This is a genomic window from Bacillus sp. FSL R7-0646, assembly GCF_037969865.1.
In the GTDB taxonomy this organism is placed as follows: domain Bacteria; phylum Bacillota; class Bacilli; order Bacillales; family Bacillaceae; genus Bacillus; species Bacillus licheniformis.
This window is the reverse complement of sequence record NZ_CP150217.1, coordinates 2,258,412-2,281,817: the sequence shown is the minus strand read 5'-3', so window position 1 is coordinate 2,281,817 and position 23,406 is coordinate 2,258,412. Positions and strand designations below refer to the sequence as shown.

At 46.7% G+C, this 23,406-nt stretch carries 24 protein-coding genes, 1 other RNA gene and 1 riboswitch; of the genes, 21 read left to right on the top strand and 4 right to left on the bottom strand.

The features are described 5' to 3' along the window. The first annotated feature begins 81 nt into the window (after nucleotides 1-81). From MKY62_RS11700 to MKY62_RS11665, 8 genes are all read left to right on the top strand, one after another. Nucleotides 82-588 (top strand): PTS glucose transporter subunit IIA, encoded by a 507-nt coding sequence (locus tag MKY62_RS11700; protein ID WP_003182879.1) that lies wholly within the window; start codon nucleotides 82-84, stop codon nucleotides 586-588. Nucleotides 589-692: 104 nt separating this feature from the next. Continuing rightward, nucleotides 693-2,960, top strand: coding sequence for a DEAD/DEAH box helicase (locus MKY62_RS11695; protein ID WP_003182878.1), 2,268 nt, complete (start codon nucleotides 693-695; stop codon nucleotides 2,958-2,960). 5 nt (nucleotides 2,961-2,965) lie between these two features. After that, nucleotides 2,966-4,279 carry a ribonuclease H-like domain-containing protein gene (locus MKY62_RS11690; RefSeq protein WP_003182877.1) on the top strand — a complete coding sequence of 438 codons (1,314 nt, stop codon included), beginning with the start codon at nucleotides 2,966-2,968 and terminating at the stop codon, nucleotides 4,277-4,279. A 241-nt stretch (nucleotides 4,280-4,520) separates the two neighbouring features. Continuing rightward, a complete protein-coding gene (locus MKY62_RS11685; protein WP_003182875.1) occupies nucleotides 4,521-4,790 on the top strand; it encodes a CotD family spore coat protein in 270 nt (89 codons plus the stop codon). A gap of 115 nt (nucleotides 4,791-4,905) precedes the next feature. Further along, a complete protein-coding gene (locus MKY62_RS11680; RefSeq protein WP_003182874.1) occupies nucleotides 4,906-5,457 on the top strand; it encodes a DUF1273 domain-containing protein in 552 nt (183 codons plus the stop codon). An 80-nt stretch (nucleotides 5,458-5,537) separates the two neighbouring features. Continuing rightward, entirely contained in the window at nucleotides 5,538-5,834 is a 297-nt protein-coding gene (gene gpsB / locus MKY62_RS11675) for a cell division regulator GpsB (RefSeq protein ID WP_003182873.1), read from the top strand. Nucleotides 5,835-5,886: 52 nt separating this feature from the next. Next, an RNA gene (gene rnpB, locus MKY62_RS11670) (RNase P RNA component class B) lies at nucleotides 5,887-6,273 on the top strand. Nucleotides 6,274-6,368: 95 nt separating this feature from the next. Next, nucleotides 6,369-7,520 (top strand): class I SAM-dependent RNA methyltransferase, encoded by a 1,152-nt coding sequence (locus tag MKY62_RS11665; RefSeq protein ID WP_003182872.1) that lies wholly within the window; start codon nucleotides 6,369-6,371, stop codon nucleotides 7,518-7,520. Nucleotides 7,521-7,647: 127 nt separating this feature from the next. Here MKY62_RS11665 and MKY62_RS11660 read toward each other — a convergent pair whose 3' ends face one another. Further along, nucleotides 7,648-8,058, bottom strand: a complete 411-nt coding sequence (locus MKY62_RS11660) for a hypothetical protein (protein WP_003182871.1) — start codon at nucleotides 8,056-8,058, stop codon at nucleotides 7,648-7,650. 277 nt (nucleotides 8,059-8,335) lie between these two features. Between MKY62_RS11660 and MKY62_RS11655 the strand changes: the two genes are divergently transcribed. The 13 genes from MKY62_RS11655 (at nucleotide 8,336) to MKY62_RS11595 (ending at nucleotide 22,104) form a co-directional block, all read left to right on the top strand. After that, nucleotides 8,336-8,512 (top strand): hypothetical protein, encoded by a 177-nt coding sequence (locus tag MKY62_RS11655; RefSeq protein WP_003182870.1) that lies wholly within the window; start codon nucleotides 8,336-8,338, stop codon nucleotides 8,510-8,512. Nucleotides 8,513-8,620: 108 nt separating this feature from the next. Beyond that, nucleotides 8,621-10,540 carry an ATP-dependent DNA helicase gene (locus MKY62_RS11650; protein WP_003182868.1) on the top strand — a complete coding sequence of 640 codons (1,920 nt, stop codon included), beginning with the start codon at nucleotides 8,621-8,623 and terminating at the stop codon, nucleotides 10,538-10,540. A 113-nt stretch (nucleotides 10,541-10,653) separates the two neighbouring features. Continuing rightward, complete coding sequence (locus MKY62_RS11645; RefSeq protein WP_339613622.1) at nucleotides 10,654-12,156, top strand: carboxypeptidase M32; 1,503 nt, start codon at nucleotides 10,654-10,656, stop codon at nucleotides 12,154-12,156. 138 nt (nucleotides 12,157-12,294) lie between these two features. After that, nucleotides 12,295-12,394, top strand: a riboswitch (purine riboswitch). Nucleotides 12,395-12,512: 118 nt separating this feature from the next. After that, the gene (gene xpt / locus MKY62_RS11640; protein ID WP_003182865.1) at nucleotides 12,513-13,097 is read left to right on the top strand and encodes a xanthine phosphoribosyltransferase; all 585 of its coding nucleotides are present in this window, start codon (nucleotides 12,513-12,515) and stop codon (nucleotides 13,095-13,097) included. Continuing rightward, nucleotides 13,094-14,410 (top strand): nucleobase:cation symporter-2 family protein, encoded by a 1,317-nt coding sequence (locus tag MKY62_RS11635; RefSeq protein WP_003182864.1) that lies wholly within the window; start codon nucleotides 13,094-13,096, stop codon nucleotides 14,408-14,410. The genes xpt and MKY62_RS11635 overlap by 4 nt, the downstream gene beginning before the upstream one ends. An 84-nt stretch (nucleotides 14,411-14,494) precedes the next feature. Next, the gene (locus MKY62_RS11630; RefSeq protein ID WP_003182862.1) at nucleotides 14,495-15,046 is read left to right on the top strand and encodes a GNAT family protein; all 552 of its coding nucleotides are present in this window, start codon (nucleotides 14,495-14,497) and stop codon (nucleotides 15,044-15,046) included. Between the two features lie 41 nt (nucleotides 15,047-15,087). After that, a complete protein-coding gene (locus tag MKY62_RS11625; protein ID WP_003182860.1) occupies nucleotides 15,088-16,185 on the top strand; it encodes a 3-oxoacyl-[acyl-carrier-protein] synthase III C-terminal domain-containing protein in 1,098 nt (365 codons plus the stop codon). A gap of 7 nt (nucleotides 16,186-16,192) precedes the next feature. Then, nucleotides 16,193-16,696, top strand: a complete 504-nt coding sequence (locus MKY62_RS11620) for an isoprenylcysteine carboxylmethyltransferase family protein (protein ID WP_003182859.1) — start codon at nucleotides 16,193-16,195, stop codon at nucleotides 16,694-16,696. A gap of 63 nt (nucleotides 16,697-16,759) precedes the next feature. Beyond that, complete coding sequence (gene fbpC / locus MKY62_RS11615) at nucleotides 16,760-16,855, top strand: Fur-regulated basic protein FbpC (RefSeq protein WP_003182857.1); 96 nt, start codon at nucleotides 16,760-16,762, stop codon at nucleotides 16,853-16,855. A 143-nt stretch (nucleotides 16,856-16,998) separates the two neighbouring features. Next, nucleotides 16,999-20,559: a dynamin family protein gene (locus MKY62_RS11610; protein WP_003182855.1), complete on the top strand. Its 3,561-nt coding sequence runs from the start codon at nucleotides 16,999-17,001 to the stop codon at nucleotides 20,557-20,559. A 74-nt stretch (nucleotides 20,560-20,633) separates the two neighbouring features. Next, nucleotides 20,634-20,903, top strand: coding sequence for a YpbS family protein (locus tag MKY62_RS11605; RefSeq protein ID WP_003182854.1), 270 nt, complete (start codon nucleotides 20,634-20,636; stop codon nucleotides 20,901-20,903). Nucleotides 20,904-20,982: 79 nt separating this feature from the next. Then, the gene (locus MKY62_RS11600; RefSeq protein ID WP_003182852.1) at nucleotides 20,983-21,132 is read left to right on the top strand and encodes a hypothetical protein; all 150 of its coding nucleotides are present in this window, start codon (nucleotides 20,983-20,985) and stop codon (nucleotides 21,130-21,132) included. An 81-nt stretch (nucleotides 21,133-21,213) separates the two neighbouring features. Continuing rightward, complete coding sequence (locus MKY62_RS11595) at nucleotides 21,214-22,104, top strand: 5'-3' exonuclease (RefSeq protein WP_085959521.1); 891 nt, start codon at nucleotides 21,214-21,216, stop codon at nucleotides 22,102-22,104. A gap of 10 nt (nucleotides 22,105-22,114) precedes the next feature. On the opposite strand, the gene sspL is transcribed toward MKY62_RS11595, so the two are convergent. From sspL to MKY62_RS11580, 3 genes are read right to left on the bottom strand one after another with little or no spacing between them, the layout of a single operon-like run. Continuing rightward, entirely contained in the window at nucleotides 22,115-22,261 is a 147-nt protein-coding gene (gene sspL / locus MKY62_RS11590) for a small, acid-soluble spore protein L (RefSeq protein ID WP_003182847.1), read from the bottom strand. Between the two features lie 42 nt (nucleotides 22,262-22,303). Continuing rightward, complete coding sequence (locus MKY62_RS11585) at nucleotides 22,304-22,702, bottom strand: reverse transcriptase-like protein (protein ID WP_003182846.1); 399 nt, start codon at nucleotides 22,700-22,702, stop codon at nucleotides 22,304-22,306. After that, a complete protein-coding gene (locus MKY62_RS11580) occupies nucleotides 22,692-23,393 on the bottom strand; it encodes a queuosine precursor transporter (RefSeq protein WP_003182844.1) in 702 nt (233 codons plus the stop codon). The genes MKY62_RS11585 and MKY62_RS11580 overlap by 11 nt, the downstream gene beginning before the upstream one ends. Nucleotides 23,394-23,406 lie beyond the last annotated feature (13 nt).

Sequence of the window (23,406 nt, the reverse complement as noted above, 5' to 3'; positions counted from 1 at the left end):
GGGAATCCAACGATTTGGTATTTAACCTGTTCCTCTTTTAATAGCCATCATAAAGAGGCGTTTTGAAAGGAGCCCACTGTATTGCTGAAAAAATTATTCGGTATTGGTCAAAAACAAGATGAAGTGAAAGAAGAAACCGTTTTTTCACCGGTTGACGGACAAGTTTTGGAACTTTCAAAAGTTCCTGACCCCGTTTTCTCTCAAAAGATGATGGGTGACGGAATGGCTGTCGAGCCTTCCGCGGGCGAGATCGTATCGCCTGTCGACGGGGAAGTGATCCAGCTGTTCCACACAAAACACGCCATCGGCATTCGTTCATTGTCCGGCGTGGAGCTCTTGATTCACATCGGTCTGGAAACCGTAGCAATGGAAGGCGAAGGTTTCACAGCCCATGTCAAAGAAGGAGACAAAGTAAAAGTCGGCGATCCTTTAATAACATGCGATTTGGAACTGATCAAGGAAAAAGCGAGCAGCACAATTACGCCGATCGTCATTATGAACGGCGATGTGTTGGAACGCGTCACAAAACATGAAGAGGCAGCAGCGAAAAAAAGCGAGACAAAGCTCATGGAGCTTAAAGTAAAGTAAAAGAAAAAAGCAGAGAGCGCTTCTCTGCTTTTTCATTTTGTCAGGAAATCACCTCTTTCAGAACGAACGGACATTCGCTAAAATAGAAGGGAGAGGTGACAGCGTTGTTTCAAAAACGAAATTTGACAGATATGATTCAGCTTCTGAAAGAAGACCAAGCTTTCAGCAGGCAAATTGTTCATTGGCATACAATCGAGGGAAAAGAAGCGGATTACCGCGATTTTCCTGAAGGTTTAGATAAGAGAATCGTGCATGCTTTACAGCAAAGAGGGGTAGAAAAGCTGTATTCCCATCAGGCCGACGCATTTCTGCACAGCGCCGCCGGCAAAAACGTGACGCTTGTGACGCCGACGGCATCTGGGAAGACGCTTTGCTACAATCTGCCCGTCATTCAGAGGATCACAGAAGACCAAGATGCGCGCAGCTTATACCTTTTTCCTACTAAAGCATTGTCGCAGGACCAAAAAAGCGAACTGAATGAATTAATCGATGAAATCGGTGCGTCGATCAACTGTTATACATATGACGGAGATACGTCGCCTTCGATCAGGCAGAAAGTCAGAAAAGCGGGCCATATCGTGATTACAAATCCAGATATGCTGCATTCGGCGATCTTGCCTCACCATACAAAATGGGTGTCATTGTTTGAAAATCTGAAATACATCGTCATCGATGAGCTTCACGTATACAGGGGAGTCTTTGGCAGCCATGTAGCCAATGTCATCAGACGGCTGATGCGGATTGCTGAATTTTATGGAAGCAAGCCGCAGTTTATCTGTACATCCGCGACGATCGCCAATCCATTGGAGCTCGCTGAGACGCTCACGGGGCAGCCGATGCACCTGATTTCAAACAACGGCGCCCCGTCGGGAAGAAAGCACTTCTTATTTTACAACCCGCCGATGGTCAACCGTTCCCTTAACATCAGAAAAAGCGCGACCCTTGAAGTGAGAAAGCTCGCATCCGAATTTCTAAAAAACGGCATTCAGACGATTGTGTTTGCAAGAAGCAGAGTTCGGGTGGAAATTATATTGACATACTTGCAGGAAGTGATGAAGCCGATTGTCGGCCCGCATTCGATTCAGGGGTACAGGGGCGGCTATCTGCCGAACGAGCGGCGCGTCATTGAAAAAGGCCTTCGCAGCGGGGACATCAAAGGCGTTGTCAGCACGAATGCACTCGAACTGGGCGTTGACATCGGACAGCTGCAGACATGCATCATGACCGGTTATCCTGGAACGATCTCAAGCGCCTGGCAGCAGGCCGGCCGCGCCGGAAGAAGGCACAACGAAGCGCTGATTGTCATGGTGGCAAGTTCCGCCCCGCTCGATCAGTACATCGTACAGAATCCGGACTATTTCTTTAAACAAAATCCCGAGACTGCCGTCATTAACCCGGACAACCTGGTCATTCTCGTCGATCATATCAAATGCGCGGCCTTTGAACTGCCATTCAAAAGAACGGACACATTCGGCGGTATCGAAATTGAGGATATTCTTGACTACTTGGCAGAAGAAAGGGTCCTCCACTTAACCGGGAATACGTACCACTGGATGAATGACGCTTTTCCCGCGCACGGCATCAGCTTAAGATCGGCTTCTCAGGAAAATGTTGTGATTATTGATCAGTCAAGACGCGAGAAGGCGAAAGTAATCGGGGAAATGGACAGGTTCAGCGCCATGACGCTTCTTCACGATGAAGCCATTTATTTGCATCAAGGCATCCAATACCAGGTGGAAAAGCTTGACTGGGAGGAGAAAAAGGCGTTTGTCCGCGAGGTTCAAGTTGATTACTATACCGATGCCAATCTTGCCGTCTTGCTGAGAGTTCTCGAGGTTGACAAGGAGAAAAAGACGGAAACCGCAGCGTTCGGTTTTGGGGATGTGACCGTTCAGGCAAAAGCGACGATTTTTAAGAAAATAAAATTTGAGACGCATGAAAATATCGGTTCAGGACCGATTCATCTGCCTGAAGAGGAGCTGCATACCAATGCGGCTTGGGTGCAGGTGAACGATAGTGAGCGGCAAAATTGGAATGACATCAAATTGGAAGAGGCTTTGCTTGGGACTGCAAACGTTCTTGGGCATGTAGCCGCCTTAAAAGTGATGTGCGATCCATCTGATCTGCATGTTTTTCCGCAAATCAAAGCCGTTCATAACGAAAAGCCGACGATCTTTTTGTATGATCGCTATCCCGGCGGAGTGGGTCTTTCACAAAAAGTGTATGAACAAATGCCCGAGATCATCAGTGAAGCGCATCGGCTGATTTCAAGATGTCCGTGTGAGTCAGGATGCCCTTCCTGCATAGGAGTGAGCGGCGGCGATCAGACAAAAAACAATGCTCTGCGCCTTTTAAAAGGCTGGAAAGGTTGAGCGGAATGTCTTTAAAACGAAAACTTAATCGCTATAAGCATCACCTGGGAAATCAAGCGAAAGAAGAAAAAACGGAACCTCCCGCAGATAAGCTGACTTCCTTGTCCGTCAGTTTTGAAAAAGAATGGGCCGAACTCGGTGTTAAACCATATGTGTTTGAGGAATGCTATTGCCTGATCAGGGAAGTCGTTTACCCGTTGACTCATGTTCATGGTCATTACGCGTTTTCTGAGCTGCATGAGACGGTTAGGCGATGGAACAACAGCGCCGTTTCCCATTCGCTTTCAAGCAAAGGGTACACACCGAGCCAGCTCTTCTTCTTTGATACGGAAACGACCGGTCTCGGAGGCGGGGCCGGCAATGCGATCTTTTTGCTCGGCCATGCAAGGGTGTATGACGACCGCGTAGTCGTCAAACAGCATCTGCTGCCAAAGCCGGGGTACGAAGCCGCCCTCTATCACAGCTTTCTGAGTGAAGTCGATATTCAGTCTCTTGTCACCTATAACGGCAAAGCGTTCGACTGGCCCCAGGTGAAAACGAGGCACACGCTGATCCGCGACAGGGTCCCAAAGCTTCCGGATTTCGGCCACTTTGACCTGCTGCACGGATCCCGCCGCCTTTGGAAGCATAAATTTGACCGCGTTTCCTTAGGGACGGTGGAAAAGGAAGAGCTGGGCGTTGTAAGAACTGAAGATACGCCGGGCTATCTGGCGCCGATGATGTATTTTCATTTTTTAAAGGAGGAACGGCCGGAAATCATTGAAGGCGTTTTGCGCCATAATGAGCTTGACGTGCTTTCTTTAATCACTCTTTACATCCATTTATCGAAGAAAATCCTCACTCCGGAGCAGACAGCGGAAGCAAACGAAAAGTACGCGATGGCAAAATGGCTCCTCGCCAACCGGGAGACAGAGCTTGCGACAGCGCAATTGCAAGAGCTTGAAAAAAAACCTTTTGAACATTCTGAACGCGCATCATTCGATTTATCCATGCAGTATAAAAAACAAGGCATGCTAAAAGAAGCCGCAGCCCTTTGGCTGAAGCTCCAAAATGGAGAAGACGGAAAAACCGCCTGGCGCGCAGGCATCGAACTTGCCAAATACTTTGAACATCGAAAGCGGGATATTCGGGCCGCTCTTGAGGTAGCGGAAAACCTGCTGGAGCAGCACGGTTCACAAAAGTTTGAGCTGACCGAAAAAGAAATGGCCGGCCTCTTGAGAAGGCGCGAGCGGCTGGAAAGGAAATACGGACGAAATATTCCCCGGGCAAGCGCAGAAAACGACGATCTTCGAAAGCCAAACATTTCAAGCACGTTATGAATTGTAGAAACCGATCGCTTCTTGTAAAATAGCGTTAGAATCGTTTGAAGGGAGCGTCGATATGTATAAGGGGCTGTTTTATCTGTTTTTTGTCGTCGTATTGTTTATCGTATTGATCATGACGAATTTCAAGGAAAGCTTTATGGCTTACTTTTAAAATAGGTTTTTATATTAGTACATGTTTACCCCCTGCTTCATAGTTTAATAGTGTATATAGAAGCTTAAAGAAAGGGGAATTTTCATGCACTGTAAACCGCATGTAATGGCGCCGATTGTTCATCCTACTCAATGCTGCTACAACCATACGCACAGCAAAACCGTCGTACCGCACATTCACCCGCAGCACACAACGAATGTCAACCATCAGCATTTTCAGCATGTTCATTACTACCCGCAAACTCAATCAGCTGTCAACAAGGCGTCACATCAGCACTTCGTGAGCCCTGGAGCAGGAATGATGCCTGGGCCTGGAGGGATGCCGGGACCTGGAATGGGCATGGGGCCTTACTAAAAAGGTTTTTCGGAAGTTTTGTCAGGATGAACGAGCGCCGGATTGAACGTGACTAACAGAATATTTTTAAAAAAATGGGGCGGAATACGGCCCCATTTTTTAGCAGGTGATCATAATGAAAGTATTGGCCGTTACAGGGTACAAGCCGTTTGAACTCGGGATTTTCAAACACGATGACAAGGCCCTGTTCTACATAAAAAAAGCGCTTGAAAACCGGATGATCGCTCTCCTTGAGGAAGGCCTGGAATGGGTCCTTATCTCGGGCCAGCTCGGGACTGAACTATGGGCGGCGGAAGTCGCGTTTTCGCTGCAGGAAGAATATCCCGACTTGAAAGTGGCGGTCATCACTCCGTTTTTGGAACAGGAAAAGAAGTGGAGCGAGAAAAATCAAGAGCAGTATGAAGCCGTGCTCGCAGCCAGCGATTTCACTGAAAGCTTGACACACAGGCCGTACGAAAGCCCGGTGCAATTCAAACAAAAAAACCGGTTCTTCATCGAAAAGGCGGATGGCTTATTGATTCTGTACGATGAAGAAATCGAAGGCTCGCCTGTGTATATGCTGAATGAAGCAAAAAAGGCTCAGGAAAAACGCGATTTTCCGATCTACACGATTACGATGGATGACTTGAGAGTCACTGTTGAAGAATGCAGCTTTTACGAAGAGTAAAAAGTGCAAGAGAAAATTTGACATTGCACACGTTTTCTGAAAAAATATAAGATGATGATTCACGATATGAGGTGAAAAAGATGCTTGCTGATAAAGTGAAGCTTTCTGCTAAAGAAATTTTGGAAAAAGAATTCAAAACAGGAGTCAGAGGCTACAAGCAGGAAGACGTTGACAAATTCTTGGACATGGTTATTAAGGACTATGAAGCCTTCCATCAGGAAATCGAAGAATTGCAGCAGGAAAACCTGCAGTTGAAAAAACAGCTTGAAGAAGCCAACAAGCGACAGCCGGCTCAATCAAATACGACCAATTTTGATATTCTAAAACGACTTTCCAATTTGGAAAAACATGTATTTGGAAGCAAATTATACGATTGATGAAAACCGCTTGCCCTTTAGAACAAACTAAGCTATAATAGTGGATGTCTTAACGTTCGGGTAATCGCTGCAGATTTTACATCTGTAGAGGAAAGTCCATGCTCGCACGGTGCTGAGATGCCCGTAGTGTTCGTGCCTAGCGAAGTCATAAGCTAGGGCAGCCTTGCAGAAGGCTGACGGCAGGAAAAAAGCCTACGTCCTTTATGGATATGGCTGAGTATCCTTGAAAGTGCCACAGTGACGAAGTCTCACTAGAAATGGTGAGAGTGGAACGCGGTAAACCCCTCGAGCGAGAAACCCAAATTTTGGTAGGGGAACCTTCTGGACGGAAATGAACGGAAGGAAGGACAGAGTTGACTCTGTAGATAGATGATTACCACCCGAGTACGAGGCTTAGCAGCCGACGGCAGTACGACGGAACAAAACATGGCTTACAGAACGTTACACACTATTATGATGATGACAATGTATAAGCTCTCCGCAGGTAGGAGAGCTTTTATCATGTAAAAAACATACATAAAAACAGGTGATATAATGAAAACCTATACATTAATCGCAACAGCGCCGATGGGAATTGAAGCGATCGTCGCCAAAGAGGTGCGCGACCTTGGATATGATTGTACAGTTGACAACGGTAAAGTCGTGTTTGAAGGCGATGCCCTCGCCATCTGCAGAGCCAATCTGTGGCTGAGAACCGCTGACAGGGTGAAAGTGCAGGCTGCCGAATTTACAGCCAAGACCTTTGACGAGCTATTTGAGAAGACAAAAGCGATCGACTGGAGCGCCTATCTTCCTGAACACGCGTCATTCCCCGTGACGGGAAAGTCTGTTAAATCAGTGCTCGCAAGCGTGCCGGACTGCCAGCGCATCGTCAAAAAAGCGATCGCCGAGAAGCTGAAATCAGAATATCAGACACAGGGCGAGTGGCTTGAGGAAACAGGGCCGGAATACAAAATTGAAGTCTCTCTTTTAAAAGACAAAGCGGTCATAACGCTTGATTCATCCGGAGCCGGGCTTCATAAACGGGGATATCGAACCGGCCAAGGGGAAGCGCCGCTGAAAGAAACCCTTGCTGCAGCTTTGATTCTATTGACAAATTGGACGCCTGACAGGCCTTTCGTCGATCCGTTTTGCGGTTCGGGTACGATACCGATCGAAGCCGCTTTGATCGGCCAAAATATCGCCCCGGGTTTCAACAGGGATTTTGCATCTGAAAGATGGGAATGGATCGGTAAAGAAGTGTGGGATCAAGCGAGGCTGGAAGTCGAAGAAAAAGCGAATTATGATCAGCCGCTTTCAATCTCGGGGTATGACCTGGATCATCGCATGATCGAAATCGCCAAGGCAAACGCCGAGGAAGCTGGACTCGCCGATTTCATCGAATTTAAGCAAATGCAGGTAAAGGATTTTCGGACGAAAGAGGAATACGGCGTAATTGTCGGAAATCCGCCGTACGGGGAACGCCTCGGTGAAAAGAAAGCAGTCGAAGCCATGTATAAGGATATGGGCAAAGCATTTGCCGAGCTTGATACATGGTCTGTCTACATGCTGACATCAAACGAGCGTTTTGAAGAGTGCTACGGGAAAAAAGCAACGAAAAAACGGAAGCTCTTTAACGGTTTTATTAAGACGGACTATTACCAGTATTGGGGGAAAAGGCCGCCAAAACCGAACAAAGAAAAGTGAAGTTTAAAGGCTGCCATGTAAAACGGCAGCCTTTTTTCTTTCCATAGCCGGAACCGCTGAACGGCGTATTGAATTCGCGCCCGCTCGGAGTTAGCCCCTTAAAAGCGCATGGCAAAACATCGACTCACTAATAAATCCATGAATCATTTTTCTTTTTATAAGACGAATCATAGCAATTTTTGCGCGGCTCATAATAGCAGTCTTTTTTGCAAGGCTTGTGGTAATCATAGTCTTTTTTACAAGGCTCATGGTAGTAGAAGTCCTTTTTGCAGTAATCGTAATCCTTTTTGCAAGGCTTGTGGTAATCGTAGTCTTTTTTGTAATCCTCATGGTAGTCATAATCCTTTTTGCAATAATCGTAATCCTTCTTGCAAGGTTCATGGTAATAGAAGTCTTTTTTGCAAGGCTCGTGATAGTAGTAATTCTTCTTGCAAGGCTCATGATAGTAAAAGTCCTTTTTGCAATAGTCGTGATCCTTCTTGTAAGGATCATAATCATAATCCCAATAATCTTTCTTTGCCGGTTCATAATAATACATGTACTCTCCACCTTTAGTCTATAAATTTTAAGTCCCTACAGGATATGATAGAAAAATGGAATAGACTGGGTTTTTATGATGGATAAAGAGCACATTGTCTAACACAGTCCTTGTTATCTGGTGTTAAGCTTTTTGTTTGACTGAAAAAAGGGTGTTTGACCGCTGCGAAAACGGTCCGCCCTAAGAGTATAGAAAGAAAAAACATAAAATCAGCCTGTATAAAAACGATTCATCCTGCATATACTCGGGATTATTCGATTTGAAAAGAGGTGATTTCATGTTGAACAGCGATCATATTCAAATGATTCAAAAAGCGCTGGAGACGTCAGAAAGCCAGCTCGAGGACATTGGCGAAGAGCGCCTTACATATGCAAAGGAAGAATTGAAAAACGCGATCAGCCATATGGAATCGACAGATCATCCGTTTTTGACGCATTCGATTTACCGGAAATAGTTGAGAGAGGCTTCCTGCTCCTTTTTTCAAATCTTTCTTGTTGAATTTCTTGAATCATAGTGATAGGATAGAAGTTCTGAAAACTCGATAGTTGGGGGTTGGAGCAGGGTGACAGCATCTCGTCTGCCTTTTTCATTAACAAAAACAAAAAACTTTTATGAAGAACTGAACAATTGGATCGGTGATGTATTTTACGATATTCTTCCTGAAAAAGGCTTTGATTTGCGCGATGAGCAAATATTCATGGCTTTTCAATTAGAGCGGGCATTTAAGGAAAAGAAGGTCATGTTTGCGGAAGCCGGCGTCGGCACCGGAAAAACGCTCGTCTATCTTCTGTTTGCCTTGAGCTATGCCAGGTATACGGGCAAGCCGGCGGTCATCGCCTGCGCGGATGAGACGCTGATCGAACAGCTCGTCAAAAAAGAAGGCGACATTTATAAAATTTCCGAGCATTTAGGCCTGACGATCGACGCAAGGCTCAGCAAGTCGCATGATCAATATTTATGTTTGAAAAAACTGGAGAAAACGATGCAGCGCTCTGATGATGAAAAATGGCTTGACCTTTACGAAAGTCTGCCGTCTTTCGTTCACGAATCGCAGGGCATGCAGGCTTTTTATCCGTACGGCGACCGAAAAGAGAATTCGTCTTTATCAAACGATGAGTGGTCTGAAATCGGTTACGACTCTTTTCAGGACTGTCTTACATGTGATATGAGGCACCGCTGCGGGCTCACACTGTCAAGAGACCATTATCGAAAATCAACCGATTTCATCATCTGTTCCCATGATTTCTATATGGAGCACGTTTGGACGGAAGAGGCGAGAAAGCGGGAAGGCCAGCTTCCGCTTTTGCCGGAGCACAGCGCAGTGGTTTTTGATGAAGGGCATCTGCTCGAGTTTGCGGCCCAAAAAGCGCTGACATACAGGGTGAAACAATCCACGCTCGAAATGTTCCTTGAGCGCCTGCTCGGCAATGACATCAGAGAAGAATTTGCAGAGCTTGTCGAAGAAGCGCTTCGCGCCAACGACGAATTTTTCGGTTTGCTTACGGAAAATGCCGAAAAAGCAGAAGGCTCTGAGCGCATGCGCATCAAAGACGATACCGATGTGAAAAAAGCGGCCGCCGAGCTGTATGATTTGCTTGAAAAAATCGGAGAGGCGCTCGTTTTTGAGGGCGAGCTGTACACGATCGACCAGTACGCTTTAACTGTTGTCGAAGAGTATTTAGAACAGATGGCTTACTCCCTTTCGCTCTACAGGAAAAATGCGATCAGCTGGCTTGAACAAAAAGAGCTTGAGTCGACATTCGTCGTCATGCCGAGAACCGTCTCTGAAGTTCTCGGAGAAAAGGTGTTCTCCAAGCAGATTCCGTTTATTTTCTCATCGGCGACATTATCGGAAAACGGATCGTTCGATTATTTGGCGACCAGCCTCGGGATCCGCGATTACTTATCATTTACCGTCGATTCGCCGTACGATTATGAAGAGCAGATGAAAGTGTACATCCATCAAATCGAGGAAAAAGAAGCGAAAGAAAAAGCGGCAATCCGTGCAATCAAAGAATCTGGAGGGAAGACGCTGATCCTGTTTCCGTCTTTTGAAGAGCTTCTGTCCTTCAAGCGCCGGACTGCACAGGAATCATTTTCGTTTCCCGTTTACTTTGAAGGGGATGAAGAAATCAGTACAATCGTTGAAAAGTTTCAAACGGTAGAAGAATCCGTCTTGTGCTCTGTCCATCTATGGGAAGGGCTCGATATTCCCGGAGACCCGCTTCAAAATGTCATCATCTGGTCGCTCCCATTTCCGCCGCATGATCCCGTGTTTGAAGCGAAGCGGAGCGGCGTGGAAAACGCCTTTCGCGAAGTAGACATTCCTTACATGCTGCTAAGACTTCGCCAAGGGATCGGACGTCTGATCAGATCAAACAGCGACAGCGGCACGATCAGCATTTTTGCGGGCGATGAAAAAGAATGGAATGTGATAAAAGAAGTCGAATCTGTTCTTCCTGTTCAGCCAGTCTATGTATAAGAAAAGCGGACATCCCGCTTTTCTTTTTTTGGCTGCATAAAAGTTGACTTTCGTAAATATTTCCATTAGTCTGATTACAATTCGCATCGTATACGGGAAGAGGAGGATGAATGATGTCGATCAATACATATGAAAAAGAGTTTTTAGAAACATTAAAGAAAATCAGCCGGTATGAGCAGGCGATTAATGTCATGTACTGGGATATGAGAACGGGCGCGCCGAGAAAAGGGGAGGAAAGCCGCGCTGAAGCTATCGGCCAATTGTCGGCAGACGTCTTTCAGATGAGAACGTCCCCGCGGATGAAAGAGCTTTTGGATACCTTAGCCGGGCAAAAACAAGATCTGCCTTTTGATACACAGAAAGCGGTTGAAGAAGCGAAAAAAGAGTACGATTTAAACAGCAAGATTCCGGAAGAGGAGTTCAAAGAATATACGACACTGACTTCCAAAGCGGAATCCGTCTGGGAAAAAGCGAAAAAGGCGTCCGATTTTTCTCTCTTTGCTCCGTATTTAGAAAAAATCATCGACTTTAAAAAACGGTTTATCTCATACTGGGGATATGAAGGCCATCCTTATAACACGCTTCTGGACCAATACGAACCAGGCGTTACAGTCGAAAAGCTCGACGCCCTTTTTTCTGAATTGCGGGAGGCTATCGTTCCGCTTGTGCAAAAGATTGCCGCCAGTGATAAAAAGCCTGATACGGGCTTTGTTCACGATCATTTCCCGAAAGAGCGGCAGCGCGATGTTTGCCACTTCTTCTTACAGGAGCTGGGCTATGATTTTGAGGCGGGGCGCCTGGATGAGACGGTTCATCCTTTCCAGGTGACGATCAGCCAAGGGGATGCCCGGGTGACCACAGCATACAATGAAAACGATTTTCGGTCGGCTGTTTTCGGAACAATTCATGAATGCGGCCATGCCATTTATGAACAGAACATTGATGAAGCGCTGGGCGGAACCAATTTATCAGACGGCGCATCAATGGGCATTCATGAATCTCAATCCCTTTTCTATGAGAACTTTATCGGCAGGCATCAAAGCTTTTGGACGCGGTATTTTGATAAAATAAAGGAAGCAAGCCCTGACCAGTTTGCAGGCGTTACTGCCGAAGGGTTCTACAGAGCCGTTAATGAATCAAAGCCGTCGCTGATTCGGATCGAGGCTGATGAACTGACATATCCGCTGCATATTATGATGCGCTATGAAATTGAAAAAGCGATTTTCAGCGGCGAAGTATCGGTCGGAGACCTTCCAAAACTATGGAATGACAAATATGAAGCATACCTGGGCATTACGCCTCCCGACGATGCTAAAGGAATCCTGCAGGATGTCCATTGGTCCGGCGGAGATTTCGGTTATTTTCCTTCATATGCGCTTGGATATATGTATGCGGCTCAACTGAAGTCAAGCATGCTGAAAGATCTTCCGGAGTTTGACCGTCTGATTGAAAACGGCGATTTTCAACCGATCAGAAAGTGGCTGACAGAGCATGTACACATCCACGGCAAAAGAAAAAAACCGCTGGAAATCATTAAATCTGCGACAGGCGAAGAATTAAACGTCCGTCATTTAATCCGCTATCTGGAAGAAAAATATACAACACTCTATTTGTAAAAGAAAACCCCTCCCGTCTGTATGGGAGGGGTTTTCGGGTCAGAATTTTCTGTTAAATACGAACGTTCAAATGAAAAAATGTGTGCAGGTTCGTCTTTTTTTGTTTTATCCCTTTTCATTCGGAACGAAAGTTGATATAATTTGATACATTATATCACTCATATAATCGCGTGGATATGGCACGCAAGTTTCTACCGGGCACCGTAAATGTCCGACTATGAGTGGGCGATAAGAAAACGAACGTCTTTTAGTCAAACTGACGGAATTCGTCTTTTTAAGCATTGCCCGCTCGCATTTCAAATCCGAGCGGACAATGCTTTTTTTTATGAAGGGCAATTGATGAACGGAGGGGTTTAATGGAAAAGCTAAAACGAAAAATTGCAGAGCAGGGCACGGTGTTGTCTGACGAAGTGCTGAAAGTTGATTCATTTTTAAATCATCAAATCGATCCGGAATTAATGCTTGCTGTGGGTGAAGAGTTTGCTTCGCTTTTCCGGGAGGAAGGCGTCACAAAGATTGTGACGATTGAATCCTCAGGCATCGCACCTGCCGTGATGGCCGGCTTGAAGCTGGGCGTGCCGGTAGTATTTGCAAGAAAGCGTCAATCGCTTACCTTGACGGAAAATCTGTTGACGGCTTCTGTCTATTCATTTACAAAGAAAACGGAAAGTACGGTTGCCGTATCAGCCAGCCACCTTTCAAAGGATGACAAAGTTCTGATCATCGACGATTTTTTGGCAAACGGACAAGCAGCTAAAGGGCTCGTTTCCATCATTGAACAGGCCGGCGCTAAGGTGTGCGGAATCGGAATCGTCATCGAGAAATCATTCCAGACGGGCAGGGAGGAACTTGAAAATCTTGGAATCAGAGTCGAATCCCTTGCGCGTATTGCCTCTCTTGCCGGTGGAAAAGTTACCTTTTTACAGGAGGTTGGGTCATGAAACTTACAGCCGGTAAAACTGTTTCATTAAGCATTCAGCACGTCCTTGCCATGTATGCAGGAGCCGTTGTCGTACCGCTGATCGTCGGCGGCGCTCTCGGTCTGACGCCGGCTCAGCTGACATACCTTGTATCTGCCGACATTTTGATGTGCGGTGTGGCGACGCTGCTGCAAGTTTGGAAAAACCGCTTTTTCGGTATCGGTTTGCCTGTTGTATTGGGGTGTACGTTCACAGCCGTTTCTCCGATGATTTCGATCGCCTCGACATATGGTATTCCAGCGATCTATGGAAGCATCATAGCAGGTGGTGTGATTGTCGTCATCATTTCTTTTTTCTTCGGAAAGCTTGTTAAGTTTTTCCCTCCCGTGGTCACAGGATCTGTCGTCACGGTGATCGGTATCACCTTGATTCCCGTTGCGATGAACAACATGGCCGGCGGTGAAGGCAGCAGCGATTTCGGCGAGCTGTCCAATCTTGCTTTAGCTTTTTCCGTTTTACTAGTCATCGTCCTTTTATATCGTTTTACATCAGGATTTATCAAGTCAATTTCCATTTTAATCGGCTTGATCGCAGGAACAGCCGGCGCCGCTCTAATGGGAAAAGTTGATTTTACAGAAGTCGCAAACGCTGGCTGGGTGCAGATGATTCATCCGTTTTACTTCGGCGCCCCTGTTTTTGAAGTTACCCCGATCTTGACGATGTCCCTCGTGCTGATCGTCAGCCTTGTCGAGTCCACAGGCGTCTACTTTGCATTGGGCGATTTGACGGACCGCCGCCTGACAGAAAAGGATTTAGGAAAAGGATATCGCGCCGAAGGGATTGCCGTGCTGTTGGGCGGGGTTTTCAACGCCTTTCCTTATACGGCGTATTCGCAAAACGTCGGTCTCGTTCAGCTGACAGGAGTTAAGAAAAACAGCGTGATCGCGCTTGCCGGAGCTTTTCTCATTTTGTTGGGGCTGTTTCCGAAAGCCGCTGCTTTAACGACGATCATTCCTAAACCTGTGCTCGGCGGCGCTATGGTAGCGATGTTCGGCATGGTGATCGCCTACGGGATCAAAATGCTGAGCAGGGTTGATTTCGGCAAGCAGGAGAACTTGTTGATCGTAGCGTGTTCAATCGGAATCGGCCTCGGCGTGACGGTTGTACCGCAAATGTTTCAAAACCTTCCTGACGCCGTCAAGCTTTTGACAGAGAACGGAATTGTTGCGGGAAGCTTTGCCGCCATTCTCTTGAATGCGATCTTTCACATTCATCCGTTTTCTCGTCATGCTGAACAGCCTGAAGCAGTTTCTGCTGAGAAATCTGCCGTTTAAAACCTCACGGATTGTGAGGTTTTTTTGTTGTGTTTTCTCATTGCGGATAAGCCATACTACCGGTATGAAGAGGAGGCGTAACGAATGGAAACTGTGAATGAGCTTGTCGAACGAATCAGGACGAAAGACGGCGGTGAAGCTGTCATCCGTCCCGTCAAAATGGCGGATGCCCCTGACATCATCGAGGCGGTGAAAGATGTGATTCAAACGGGCGTTTACATCCAAAAAGAACGGCCGCGCACACTTGAGGAAGAGCGTGCATTTATCAGCGATATGATGAAAAAAGACAACATGTATGCGGCGGTTGAAATCGATGGTACGGTGTACGGAATTGCCCGGGTCATACGCGGCGAACTCAAAATGAAGCGGCACACGGGTCTGTTCAGAACTTGGCTCCACAGCAAGGCGCAGGGGCTTGGGATCGGCAGGGAAATCATGTCCTACACCCTGAAATGGTGCAGGCTGCATCGCCTGCATAAGCTCTGCTTGACCGTTTTTTCCGAAAATGAAGCAGCGCTGTCGCTCTATAAGAAAAGCGGCTTTATCGTTGAAGGGGTTCAAAAGGAACAGGTTTTGTCGGACGGGAAATATGAAGATGAAGTGCTGATGGCCTATTTTTTCAACGGGTCCACATAAGGCCGCCAAATTCGGGAGAAGCTGTAAACAGAGGTGGTGTTATGGCCTATGTCATTTCGGCGGGGACAAGCATTCCGCGCTGCCATGTCGACCAGAAGGAAGCAGCCGTTTTTGCGAGGGAGATGTTCAAAGATTCATTTAAAGACATTGATCGTCTGCTGTCAGCTTTTCAAAATGGCGAAATCGCTTCACGGCAATTTGTCATGCCTTTGGATTGGTACAAAGAGGCCAAGAGCTTCAAGGAGAAAAATCAAACGTACATTGATATGGCTGTCAGACACAGTGCTGAAGCCGTTTCGAATTGTCTGTCGGACGACCGTTTTTTGAAAAAAGAAATCCCTTGCGGAAAAATTGACGCGATTTTTTTTATTTCCTCTACAGGCATCTCGACTCCCAGCATTGAAGCGAAGCTTATGAACATTCTGCCTTTTTCAAAACGGGCGAAGCGGATCCCGATCTGGGGGCTAGGCTGTGCAGGAGGGGCTTCAGGTATAGCGCGGGCATTCGAATACTGCAAAGCGTTTCCAAAAGCCCATGTCCTTGTGATTGCGGCGGAGCTGTGCAGTTTAACGTTTCAAAAGGATGATCAATCGAAAAGCAATCTTATCGGCACATCTTTATTTGGCGATGGAATCGCCGCGCTTTTAATGTGCGGCAAGGAAGCGGATTTCTCAGAAGCCAGATTTGAGGTTCTTCCGGAAGTATTGGGCTCACAATCCAGCACCTTGGAAGATTCGGAAGAGGTCATGGGATGGGAAATCAATGACAACGGTTTTCGCGTCGTTTTTTCCAGGGACATTCCGACATTGATCAAAACACACTTAAAGAACGATATCGAAGCATTTCTGAATAAAGAACATATCGCTTTGGAGAACATTCAAGTATTTCTGGCCCACCCTGGCGGAAAAAAAGTTCTCGACGCTTATATGGAAAGCCTTGGCTTTTCCGAAGCGCACATCGACTGTTCACGAAAAATTTTGGCCAGGCACGGCAATATGTCATCGGCCACTGTGATGCATGTTTTAAAGGAATATTGCTTGCATGGCGGCCCCGTGCCGGGAAAATACGGTCTCTTAGGGGCGCTCGGACCGGGCTTTTCATCGGAGCTGCTGCTCTTGAGATGGACAAAAAGAGAGTGACTGACACATGTTTTGGACGATTTTAAGCATTTTTGCCGCCCAGCGCCTGCTTGAGCTGGCAGTCGCGAAGTTCAACGAAAAAAACGCTCTGAAAGAGGGAGCGGTCGAATACGGGAAACGTCATTACCCTTACATCGTCGCGATGCATGTTTCGTTTTTCGTATCTTTGATTTGGGAAACGACCGCTTTTCAACGCGGAACCCTTCCGATGGCGCTTGTCGTATTGACAGGCCTCATCTTCACGCAGGTTCTCCGGTATTGGGCGCTCTTTTCACTGGGGAAATGCTGGAACACGAAAATCCTTGTCATCCCTGGAACGAATCTTGTCCGAAAGGGGCCCTATCAATGGATTAAACATCCGAACTATTTGGCGGTCGCTCTTGAATTTCTGCTTTTGCCCCTGCTTTTTCAGGCATACGCCACCGCACTTTTATTTACGGTGCTCAACGCTGCTGTCATGTACATCCGCATTCGTACGGAAGAACAGGCATTAGAAAAATTACACCATTGAAAATGATTATCATTTCATTTATAATGATGATAAACATTCTCATTATAGGATGGTGAGTCGCGTATGACGATGTTTTTTCTACTGGCGGCCGTCAGTACATACAGTTTATTGATTGGATATGTCTTAAAAGGAATCGCAGGAGCGAATCCGCAAAAATAAATAGATACACGTGCTGAAGCTGCCGAAACCGGCAGCTTTTTCTCGTTTTTCTTTCCGATTGTGAAGAAAAATACAGCAAGGTTGTGTAAAATGGGAGAAAGGGCTAAGATGGCAAACAACAACGCATAAAAGGGGTAGGAAACATGGCACAAATAAACACGAAAGACGATCTGATGAAAAGAGCCGGAGCGGTTTTCGGGGAGCTCACAAAAAACGGGGATGACAAGCGGTCGGCGCAGCTTGCGGGCATCATCCGAAAATGGCTGAGAAAAGAAGTGTACATCGCGTTAACCGGACACTATTCAGCAGGGAAATCATCGCTTTTGAACGCGCTGCTTCAGGAAGACGTCCTGCCGACAAGTCCGATTCCGACGAGCGCCAATCTCGTGCTGGTCCGCCGGGGAGAAATGAAAACAACACTCCATACGGTCGATGGAAGATACGCTCAGATGGACGGCTCTTATGATAAAGAAAAAGTGCAGGCGTACTGCAGGGACGGCCAGATTGAAATGGTGGAAATCGGGGGGCCTTTTTCAGGAATAGCGCCTCAGGCCGTCTTAATCGACACGCCTGGAATTGATTCTACAGACGATGCTCATTTTCTATCGGCGTCTTCGATTCTTCACCAGGCGGATGCCTTGTTTTATGTCGTGCACTACAATCATGTCCATTCCGAAGAAAATGTGAAATTTCTTCGATCAATAAAAGATAAGATACCCAATATTTTTTTCATCGTGAACCAGATTGACCGCCATGACGAAGCTGAAACAGACTTCCACGCCTATAAAAAGCAAGTTCTAGATATGCTGCTGAAAGAAGGGATCAGTGAAGAACACCTCTTTTTTACATCGGTCACCGCAGCCGATCATCCGCTCAACGAATTCAACCGGCTCCGTGCTGAGCTGGAAAGACTGCAGCATCAATCCGAACAGCAGCTGCAGGCATATACGGAGCAAAAAATCAGCAGCTTGATTCATGAACATATCAAAATGCTGATCAGTGACGAAGATACGGCTCTGTCTGAAGAAACCGCTTCCTTAAGAGAAACCGTCGAGACTTTAAAATCACAGCTTGCCGATTTGACAGAACAGGAAAAACGGGCGGAGGAACAAATCAAAAAAGACATCCAAACGATTGCCCAAAACGCAAATATAACGCCGTTTGAGATGAGAGAGCTGGCCAAATCGTATTTGGAATCAATCGAAAAGGGCTTTAAAAAAGGAATTCTTTTCAGTAAGGCCAAAACGCTTGAAGAAAAACAAAAACGAAAAGAAGCTTTTCTTGCCGACGTCCAAAAAAGGGTTCAAGCCGAAATCGATTGGCATGTCATTGAAGCAATCAAGGCATTCATGAAATGCTTTAACGTCCAGAATGATGAAATGCTTCGGGAAGTTCTTCAATTTCGGACCGTGATAGATGAAAACGACCTGCTTCGTTCCCGGAAAAAAGGGGCTGAGCTTACACCGGAATACGTGCTGAACTACACGAAAGAACTGGCTGAAAACATCAGAAGAAAGGCGAAGAGACAAGCGCAGCCGCTCATCGACCAGCTCAAAACCTTTATTAAAGAAAGAAGCGTCCTGCAGGCGGAAGCGATAAAAGCTGAATATGATGCGGAACAAGCGAAGCTCGCCGAGCGCGAAAGACGGTTGATTGAGCAGCAGAAGTCATATGAAAAAGCAAACCGTCTCTGGGATCAATGGGAACACGGCAATCAGAGCGATCTGCCGGCGAATTGGTATGCCGCCGAAAGAAAGCCCCTTGAAAAAACGCTTGATGCGAAGCGAGCGGAACCGGTCCGTGCACAAGGGGAAAACAGCAGCCGTAAAGACGAGGCTCTTCATCCGAAAAAGGGCGTTTCTGAGTACATTGAGCACTTTTTCGAACTTGCCCGGATTTTGGCGGATATCCCGGCTTTAGAAAAGCAGAGAAAAGCATTCCTGCACAAAACGGAGCGCCTTCATACAAGGCAGTTTACCCTGGCGCTCTTCGGCGCATTCAGTTCCGGCAAATCGTCTTTTGCAAATGCGCTTTGCGGGCGGAAAGTGCTGCCGTCATCTCCGACGCCGACAACGGCAACGATTAATAAAATAACAAAACCGTCGGGAACCAAAAGGGACGGGACAGCCGAAGTCGCTTTTAAAACGGAAGGGGAAATCACAGCTGAACTGGATCAGCTTTTAGATGGAAAAATGGCTTCAGCAAAAGGCTCCGCTTTTGGCGAAAAACTTAAAAACCTCTTGAAAAAAGAGGAACTGCACGATGATGAACGGCTGCTGATCAAGAACTTCCTCAAGGCTTATGAGCGTTATGGTTCATATATCAATGATCAGGAAATCCTGACGATTTCCGCTGACGATCTGCATCCGTATGTCGCTGAAGAACAAACGGCCTGTGCCGTCCGCGAAGTCACCGTTTATTTGAGCACACCGGTCACGGAGAAAGGAATAACAATCGTCGATACACCGGGAGCCAGCAGCATGAATAAACGGCATACTGAACTTGCGTTTCAATACATGAAAGATGCTGATGCCCTGCTTTACTTAACATACTACCAGCATTCATTTTCCAAAGCGGACCGGTCGTTTTTGCGCAAGCTGGGGCTCATTAAAGACGCTTTCAGCATGGATAAAATGTTTTTTATTTTAAATGCGGCTGACCTCGCGAAAAGCCCGGTCGAATTACAGACGGTTGAAGACTATGTAAGGGGAGAGCTCTTGAAAGAAGGCATCCAAAATCCGCACCTGTACCATGTATCGAGCAAGCAGGAGCTCAACAAAAAAACTTCGCCGTACAACGACTTCAGCAGGCTAAAGCGGGAGCTCGACGATTTTATCGAAAACGGTTTGGCCAGAACAGCTGTCGAAGAGCTGCTTGATGAAGGCAAAAAACTGTGTGAAACCGTCTTTCAGCTCCGCGGTTCACTGCACCGTTCCGCTGAAGAAAAGGAAGCGGAGCAAAAGCGCGTCGCAAAAGCTTATCAAGAGGCTTTGGCTGCGATTGAAGAAGCAGAGAAGGGGTCATCAATCCTTCAAATGACGGAAAAGGATGTGGAAGAGCAATTTTACCACATGAAGCAGCGTCTGGCCTTTTTTGCACACGATTTATTTAAAGCTGCGATACACCCCGGGCTTCAGAACGGAGATTGGCGCGCCAATCTGCAAACCGCTTTGAAAAGCTGCTTAAAGGAGTATGAATTCGAATTTTTGCAGGAACTAAAAGCGCTTGATATCAGAATGGAAAATTTGATGCTGAAATTTGCGGGCGAACAATGGGCAAATGCCGTAAAAGAGCGGCTTGCCGGCAATCCTTATTTTTCGGTTCATATCCAGGCTGACCGGCCTGAGACCGAAAGCTGGGAAACGACTGAAGCGTCAGCGGATGAAGGGGAGTTTACAGATGAACTGAAAATGTTCAAAACACCTAAAACGTTTTTTCAGCAAAATGGCAAAGCCCGGCTTGTCGAGGCGTTTACTGCAAAGCTTTCGGCGATCACGGACAATTGGATTCAACGTGAAAAGCAGACATTTTTAAACCGCTGCAAAACGAGCGCCGGTCAATTACAGAAAGCGGCTGTTCTATCCGCAAAAGCTCAACTCGAAGAACAAAAAGAAGCATATTTTCATGAGGCGCTGGAGAGCGCAGAGCGCGAAAACATTGAAAAAGCGCATGCCTTGGCAGGCGAATGGCTCCGCTCATGTTGAATCAGATTGATATTGGTATGGATATCTGGCTGGCAGGCATGATAGACTGAATAAAAAAAGAAGGGAATTAGACGATGACAAACGTTCATGAAGCGATTACAGCACATTCAAAAAAACAGCACCAGCACATCAAGCAGTTCGTGCGTCTCGAACAGGAGAGGGAAAAAGCAATCGATGATGTGGTCGATAAGTGCCGGCGTAACGAAGCATTTTCAACCGACCTCATCAACCAAATTACAGTGCAGATGAACGAATTGGCCAAAAAAGGCATCGTTCCCACAAGACGGCTCGTCTCGAAGGAAATGGTTGCCGAATACGTCAGCCGAAAATATCCGCAGGCCTAGCTGGTGGATCCTTCCGCGTGTGGCGTCATGTGTTTTTGCAAAACATAAACCATGACCCGCCCGCTGGAGGTGAAGTGTAATGGGAAGAACAAAGCTTGGCAACGCGAATGCACAGCGAAACAACAACGCTAAAAAGAAGAACGGCTTTAACACTGAATTTGCGACTGAATCCTATTCGCAAATGGAAGCCGCAAAATTAATCTCAAGCAAAAAACAGCACCAAAAATAGAAACAGCGTCGCTAGACGCTGTTTTCATCATTTTTGCTCCTGTGGTACAATAAGTGCATTGTATGATGAAAGGAAGTTTCCATAATGAACAAGAAGCTGCTGCTTGTAGACGGGATGGCTTTATTATTCCGGTCTTTTTTTGCGACTGCGGTGCACCGCAATTTTATGCTGAATGACAAAGGCGTGCCGACAAACGGGGTTCACGGTTTTTTAAAGCATCTGTTAACCGCTGCGTCTGCGTTTGAACCGAGCCATGTCATCTGCTGCTGGGACATGGGAAGCAAAACGTACCGAAACGATTTATTTAAGGACTATAAAGCGAACCGGAGCGAGCCGCCTCTAGAATTGATTCCGCAATTTGACATGGCGAAGGAAGCGGCGGAAGAGCTCGGGATTTTAAATATCGGCCTTGCGGGCTATGAAGCCGATGACTGCATCGGCACCCTGACAGCGATGTTCAGCGAAGAAGCGGACATCACGATCGTCACCGGTGATAAAGATTTACTTCAGCTTTTAACAGTCAATGTTAAAGTTGCCCTGCTTCAAAAAGGAATCGGCAATTATAAGGTATACACAGAAGAATCATTCAGTGAAGAGACAGGTATCGAACCGAAAGCTTTGATTGACATTAAAGCGCTGATGGGCGATACAAGCGATAATTATCCGGGTGTAAAAGGCATCGGCGAAAAAACGGCCTACAAGCTGATCAAGGAATATTCGACTGTTGACCGGCTGCTGGAAAACATCGGTCAGCTGACGAAGGGCCAGCAGACGAAAATAACCGAATGTCTAGAAGATCTGAAGATGTCCAGAATTCTTGCAGAAATTAAATGCGATGTACCGCTTTCCTGCTCATTGGACGATGCGGACTTCACCTTGATGCATGACAGGGCAAAGGAGATGCTGAGACTTCATCAAATACGGGGAATCGAGCCGCTGCTGATGAAATTCGAAAAAAGAGAGATCGGATAAACCGATCTCTCTAATGTTTTGTATTGCTTTTTTTCGCCCGGTTTTCAAGCTCGGTTTTTGGGTCTGTATGACGGTTATCCCGGTTCAATACAATATCACCCTGGGGCGTGACACCGCCTGTCAGACGGCCTCTTCCTGCTGAATGCTGTTTTTCCACATGAACCACCTCACTCGTTATGATGTGCAGCGGGAATGGAATTTACTCGGGTTGGTTCAGCAATATCGCTTTTTTCGCAAGCTTGTCAGCCGCTTGATTTGACTTCGAAGGAATCCACTTGATAAAAAATAAATCAAAATCCTTTTTTAAGCGGATGATAGCATCCAGATAAGGCTTGAAAGCCTGATTTTTGACAAACTCCGAATCCGCCGTGCGCTCGACGATCTGCGAATCGGTCCGAAACGAAACGATCCGGTAGTTTCGTTCGGCGCACAGCTTCATTCCTTCGATCAGCGCCATGAATTCTGCTTCATGGTTGCTCAGTGAGCCGGCGGGAAGGGAGAAGGACTCGGTCTTCTGGCCGTCTTTGATAAAAATGCCAAGTCCGGACGGTCCGGGATCCCCGGCGCTTGCTCCGTCAATATACACCTCAACCGGCATTGTTTTCGCTCCTTTCATCCAAAGGGGTGATCCTTTTAGCGGCATAAGCGTACGGCGCTGCGAATACGGCTACAACGAATTTCAAGACGTATGTCGTGATAAAAATCTGAATCCATACATCCAGCGGATAAGCGCCCATAAACGCGACGCTCGTAAAAATCAACGTATCAAGCAGCTGGCTTAAGGCTGTACTGCCGCTGTTGCGAAGCCACAGTGCCCGGTCGGAAGGAAATAACCTTCTGATTCCCGAATATACATAAACATCAAGCGTTTGGCTGATGATATAGGCGAGCAGGCTGCCGAGGGCCACGCGGGGCAAGAAGCCGAATATCGTCTCCAGCGCAGGCTGTGCGATGTCTTCGGGATGCGGCTTGAATAGGAGCGCTCCCTGCATGACGAGCGTCAAGGTAATCAGAATGAAAAAACCGATTGAAACGGCTTTTTTCGCTTCTTCCTTTCCGTATCTTTCATTGATGACGTCGGTCGCAAAAAACACGCTTCCGTACAGGATGTTGCCGAGCGTCGCAGTCAAACCGAACAGCTCGACCGTTTTGACTACCTCGATATTGGCGGCGGCTGTCGCAAAACCGATCCAGACAAATAAACCGGTCTTGCCAAATCGTTTAAAAAAGAAGAGAACAATGATAAAATTAATGATCGCAAAACTAATCCATAATATTTCGTTAAACAAGAACGGGTACTTC

Excerpts from the sequence above, each read along its gene's own strand:
- MKY62_RS11630 (WP_003182862.1), top strand. The coding sequence starts at position 14,495 with ATGGAAACTGTGAATGAGCTTGTCGAACGAATCAGGACGAAAGACGGC.
- MKY62_RS11625 (WP_003182860.1), top strand. The coding sequence starts at position 15,088 with ATGGCCTATGTCATTTCGGCGGGGACAAGCATTCCGCGCTGCCATGTC.
- MKY62_RS11655 (WP_003182870.1), top strand. The coding sequence starts at position 8,336 with ATGTTGAACAGCGATCATATTCAAATGATTCAAAAAGCGCTGGAGACG.
- MKY62_RS11680 (WP_003182874.1), top strand. The coding sequence starts at position 4,906 with ATGAAAGTATTGGCCGTTACAGGGTACAAGCCGTTTGAACTCGGGATT.
- gpsB (WP_003182873.1), top strand. The coding sequence starts at position 5,538 with ATGCTTGCTGATAAAGTGAAGCTTTCTGCTAAAGAAATTTTGGAAAAA.
- MKY62_RS11660 (WP_003182871.1), bottom strand. The coding sequence starts at position 8,058 with ATGTATTATTATGAACCGGCAAAGAAAGATTATTGGGATTATGATTAT.
- MKY62_RS11665 (WP_003182872.1), top strand. The coding sequence starts at position 6,369 with ATGAAAACCTATACATTAATCGCAACAGCGCCGATGGGAATTGAAGCG.
- MKY62_RS11685 (WP_003182875.1), top strand. The coding sequence starts at position 4,521 with ATGCACTGTAAACCGCATGTAATGGCGCCGATTGTTCATCCTACTCAA.
- MKY62_RS11610 (WP_003182855.1), top strand. The coding sequence starts at position 16,999 with ATGGCACAAATAAACACGAAAGACGATCTGATGAAAAGAGCCGGAGCG.
- MKY62_RS11605 (WP_003182854.1), top strand. The coding sequence starts at position 20,634 with ATGACAAACGTTCATGAAGCGATTACAGCACATTCAAAAAAACAGCAC.
- MKY62_RS11620 (WP_003182859.1), top strand. The coding sequence starts at position 16,193 with ATGTTTTGGACGATTTTAAGCATTTTTGCCGCCCAGCGCCTGCTTGAG.
- MKY62_RS11635 (WP_003182864.1), top strand. The coding sequence starts at position 13,094 with ATGAAACTTACAGCCGGTAAAACTGTTTCATTAAGCATTCAGCACGTC.
- MKY62_RS11600 (WP_003182852.1), top strand. The coding sequence starts at position 20,983 with ATGGGAAGAACAAAGCTTGGCAACGCGAATGCACAGCGAAACAACAAC.
- MKY62_RS11690 (WP_003182877.1), top strand. The coding sequence starts at position 2,966 with ATGTCTTTAAAACGAAAACTTAATCGCTATAAGCATCACCTGGGAAAT.
- fbpC (WP_003182857.1), top strand. The coding sequence starts at position 16,760 with ATGACGATGTTTTTTCTACTGGCGGCCGTCAGTACATACAGTTTATTG.
- MKY62_RS11585 (WP_003182846.1), bottom strand. The coding sequence starts at position 22,702 with ATGCCGGTTGAGGTGTATATTGACGGAGCAAGCGCCGGGGATCCCGGA.
- MKY62_RS11645 (WP_339613622.1), top strand. The coding sequence starts at position 10,654 with ATGTCGATCAATACATATGAAAAAGAGTTTTTAGAAACATTAAAGAAA.
- xpt (WP_003182865.1), top strand. The coding sequence starts at position 12,513 with ATGGAAAAGCTAAAACGAAAAATTGCAGAGCAGGGCACGGTGTTGTCT.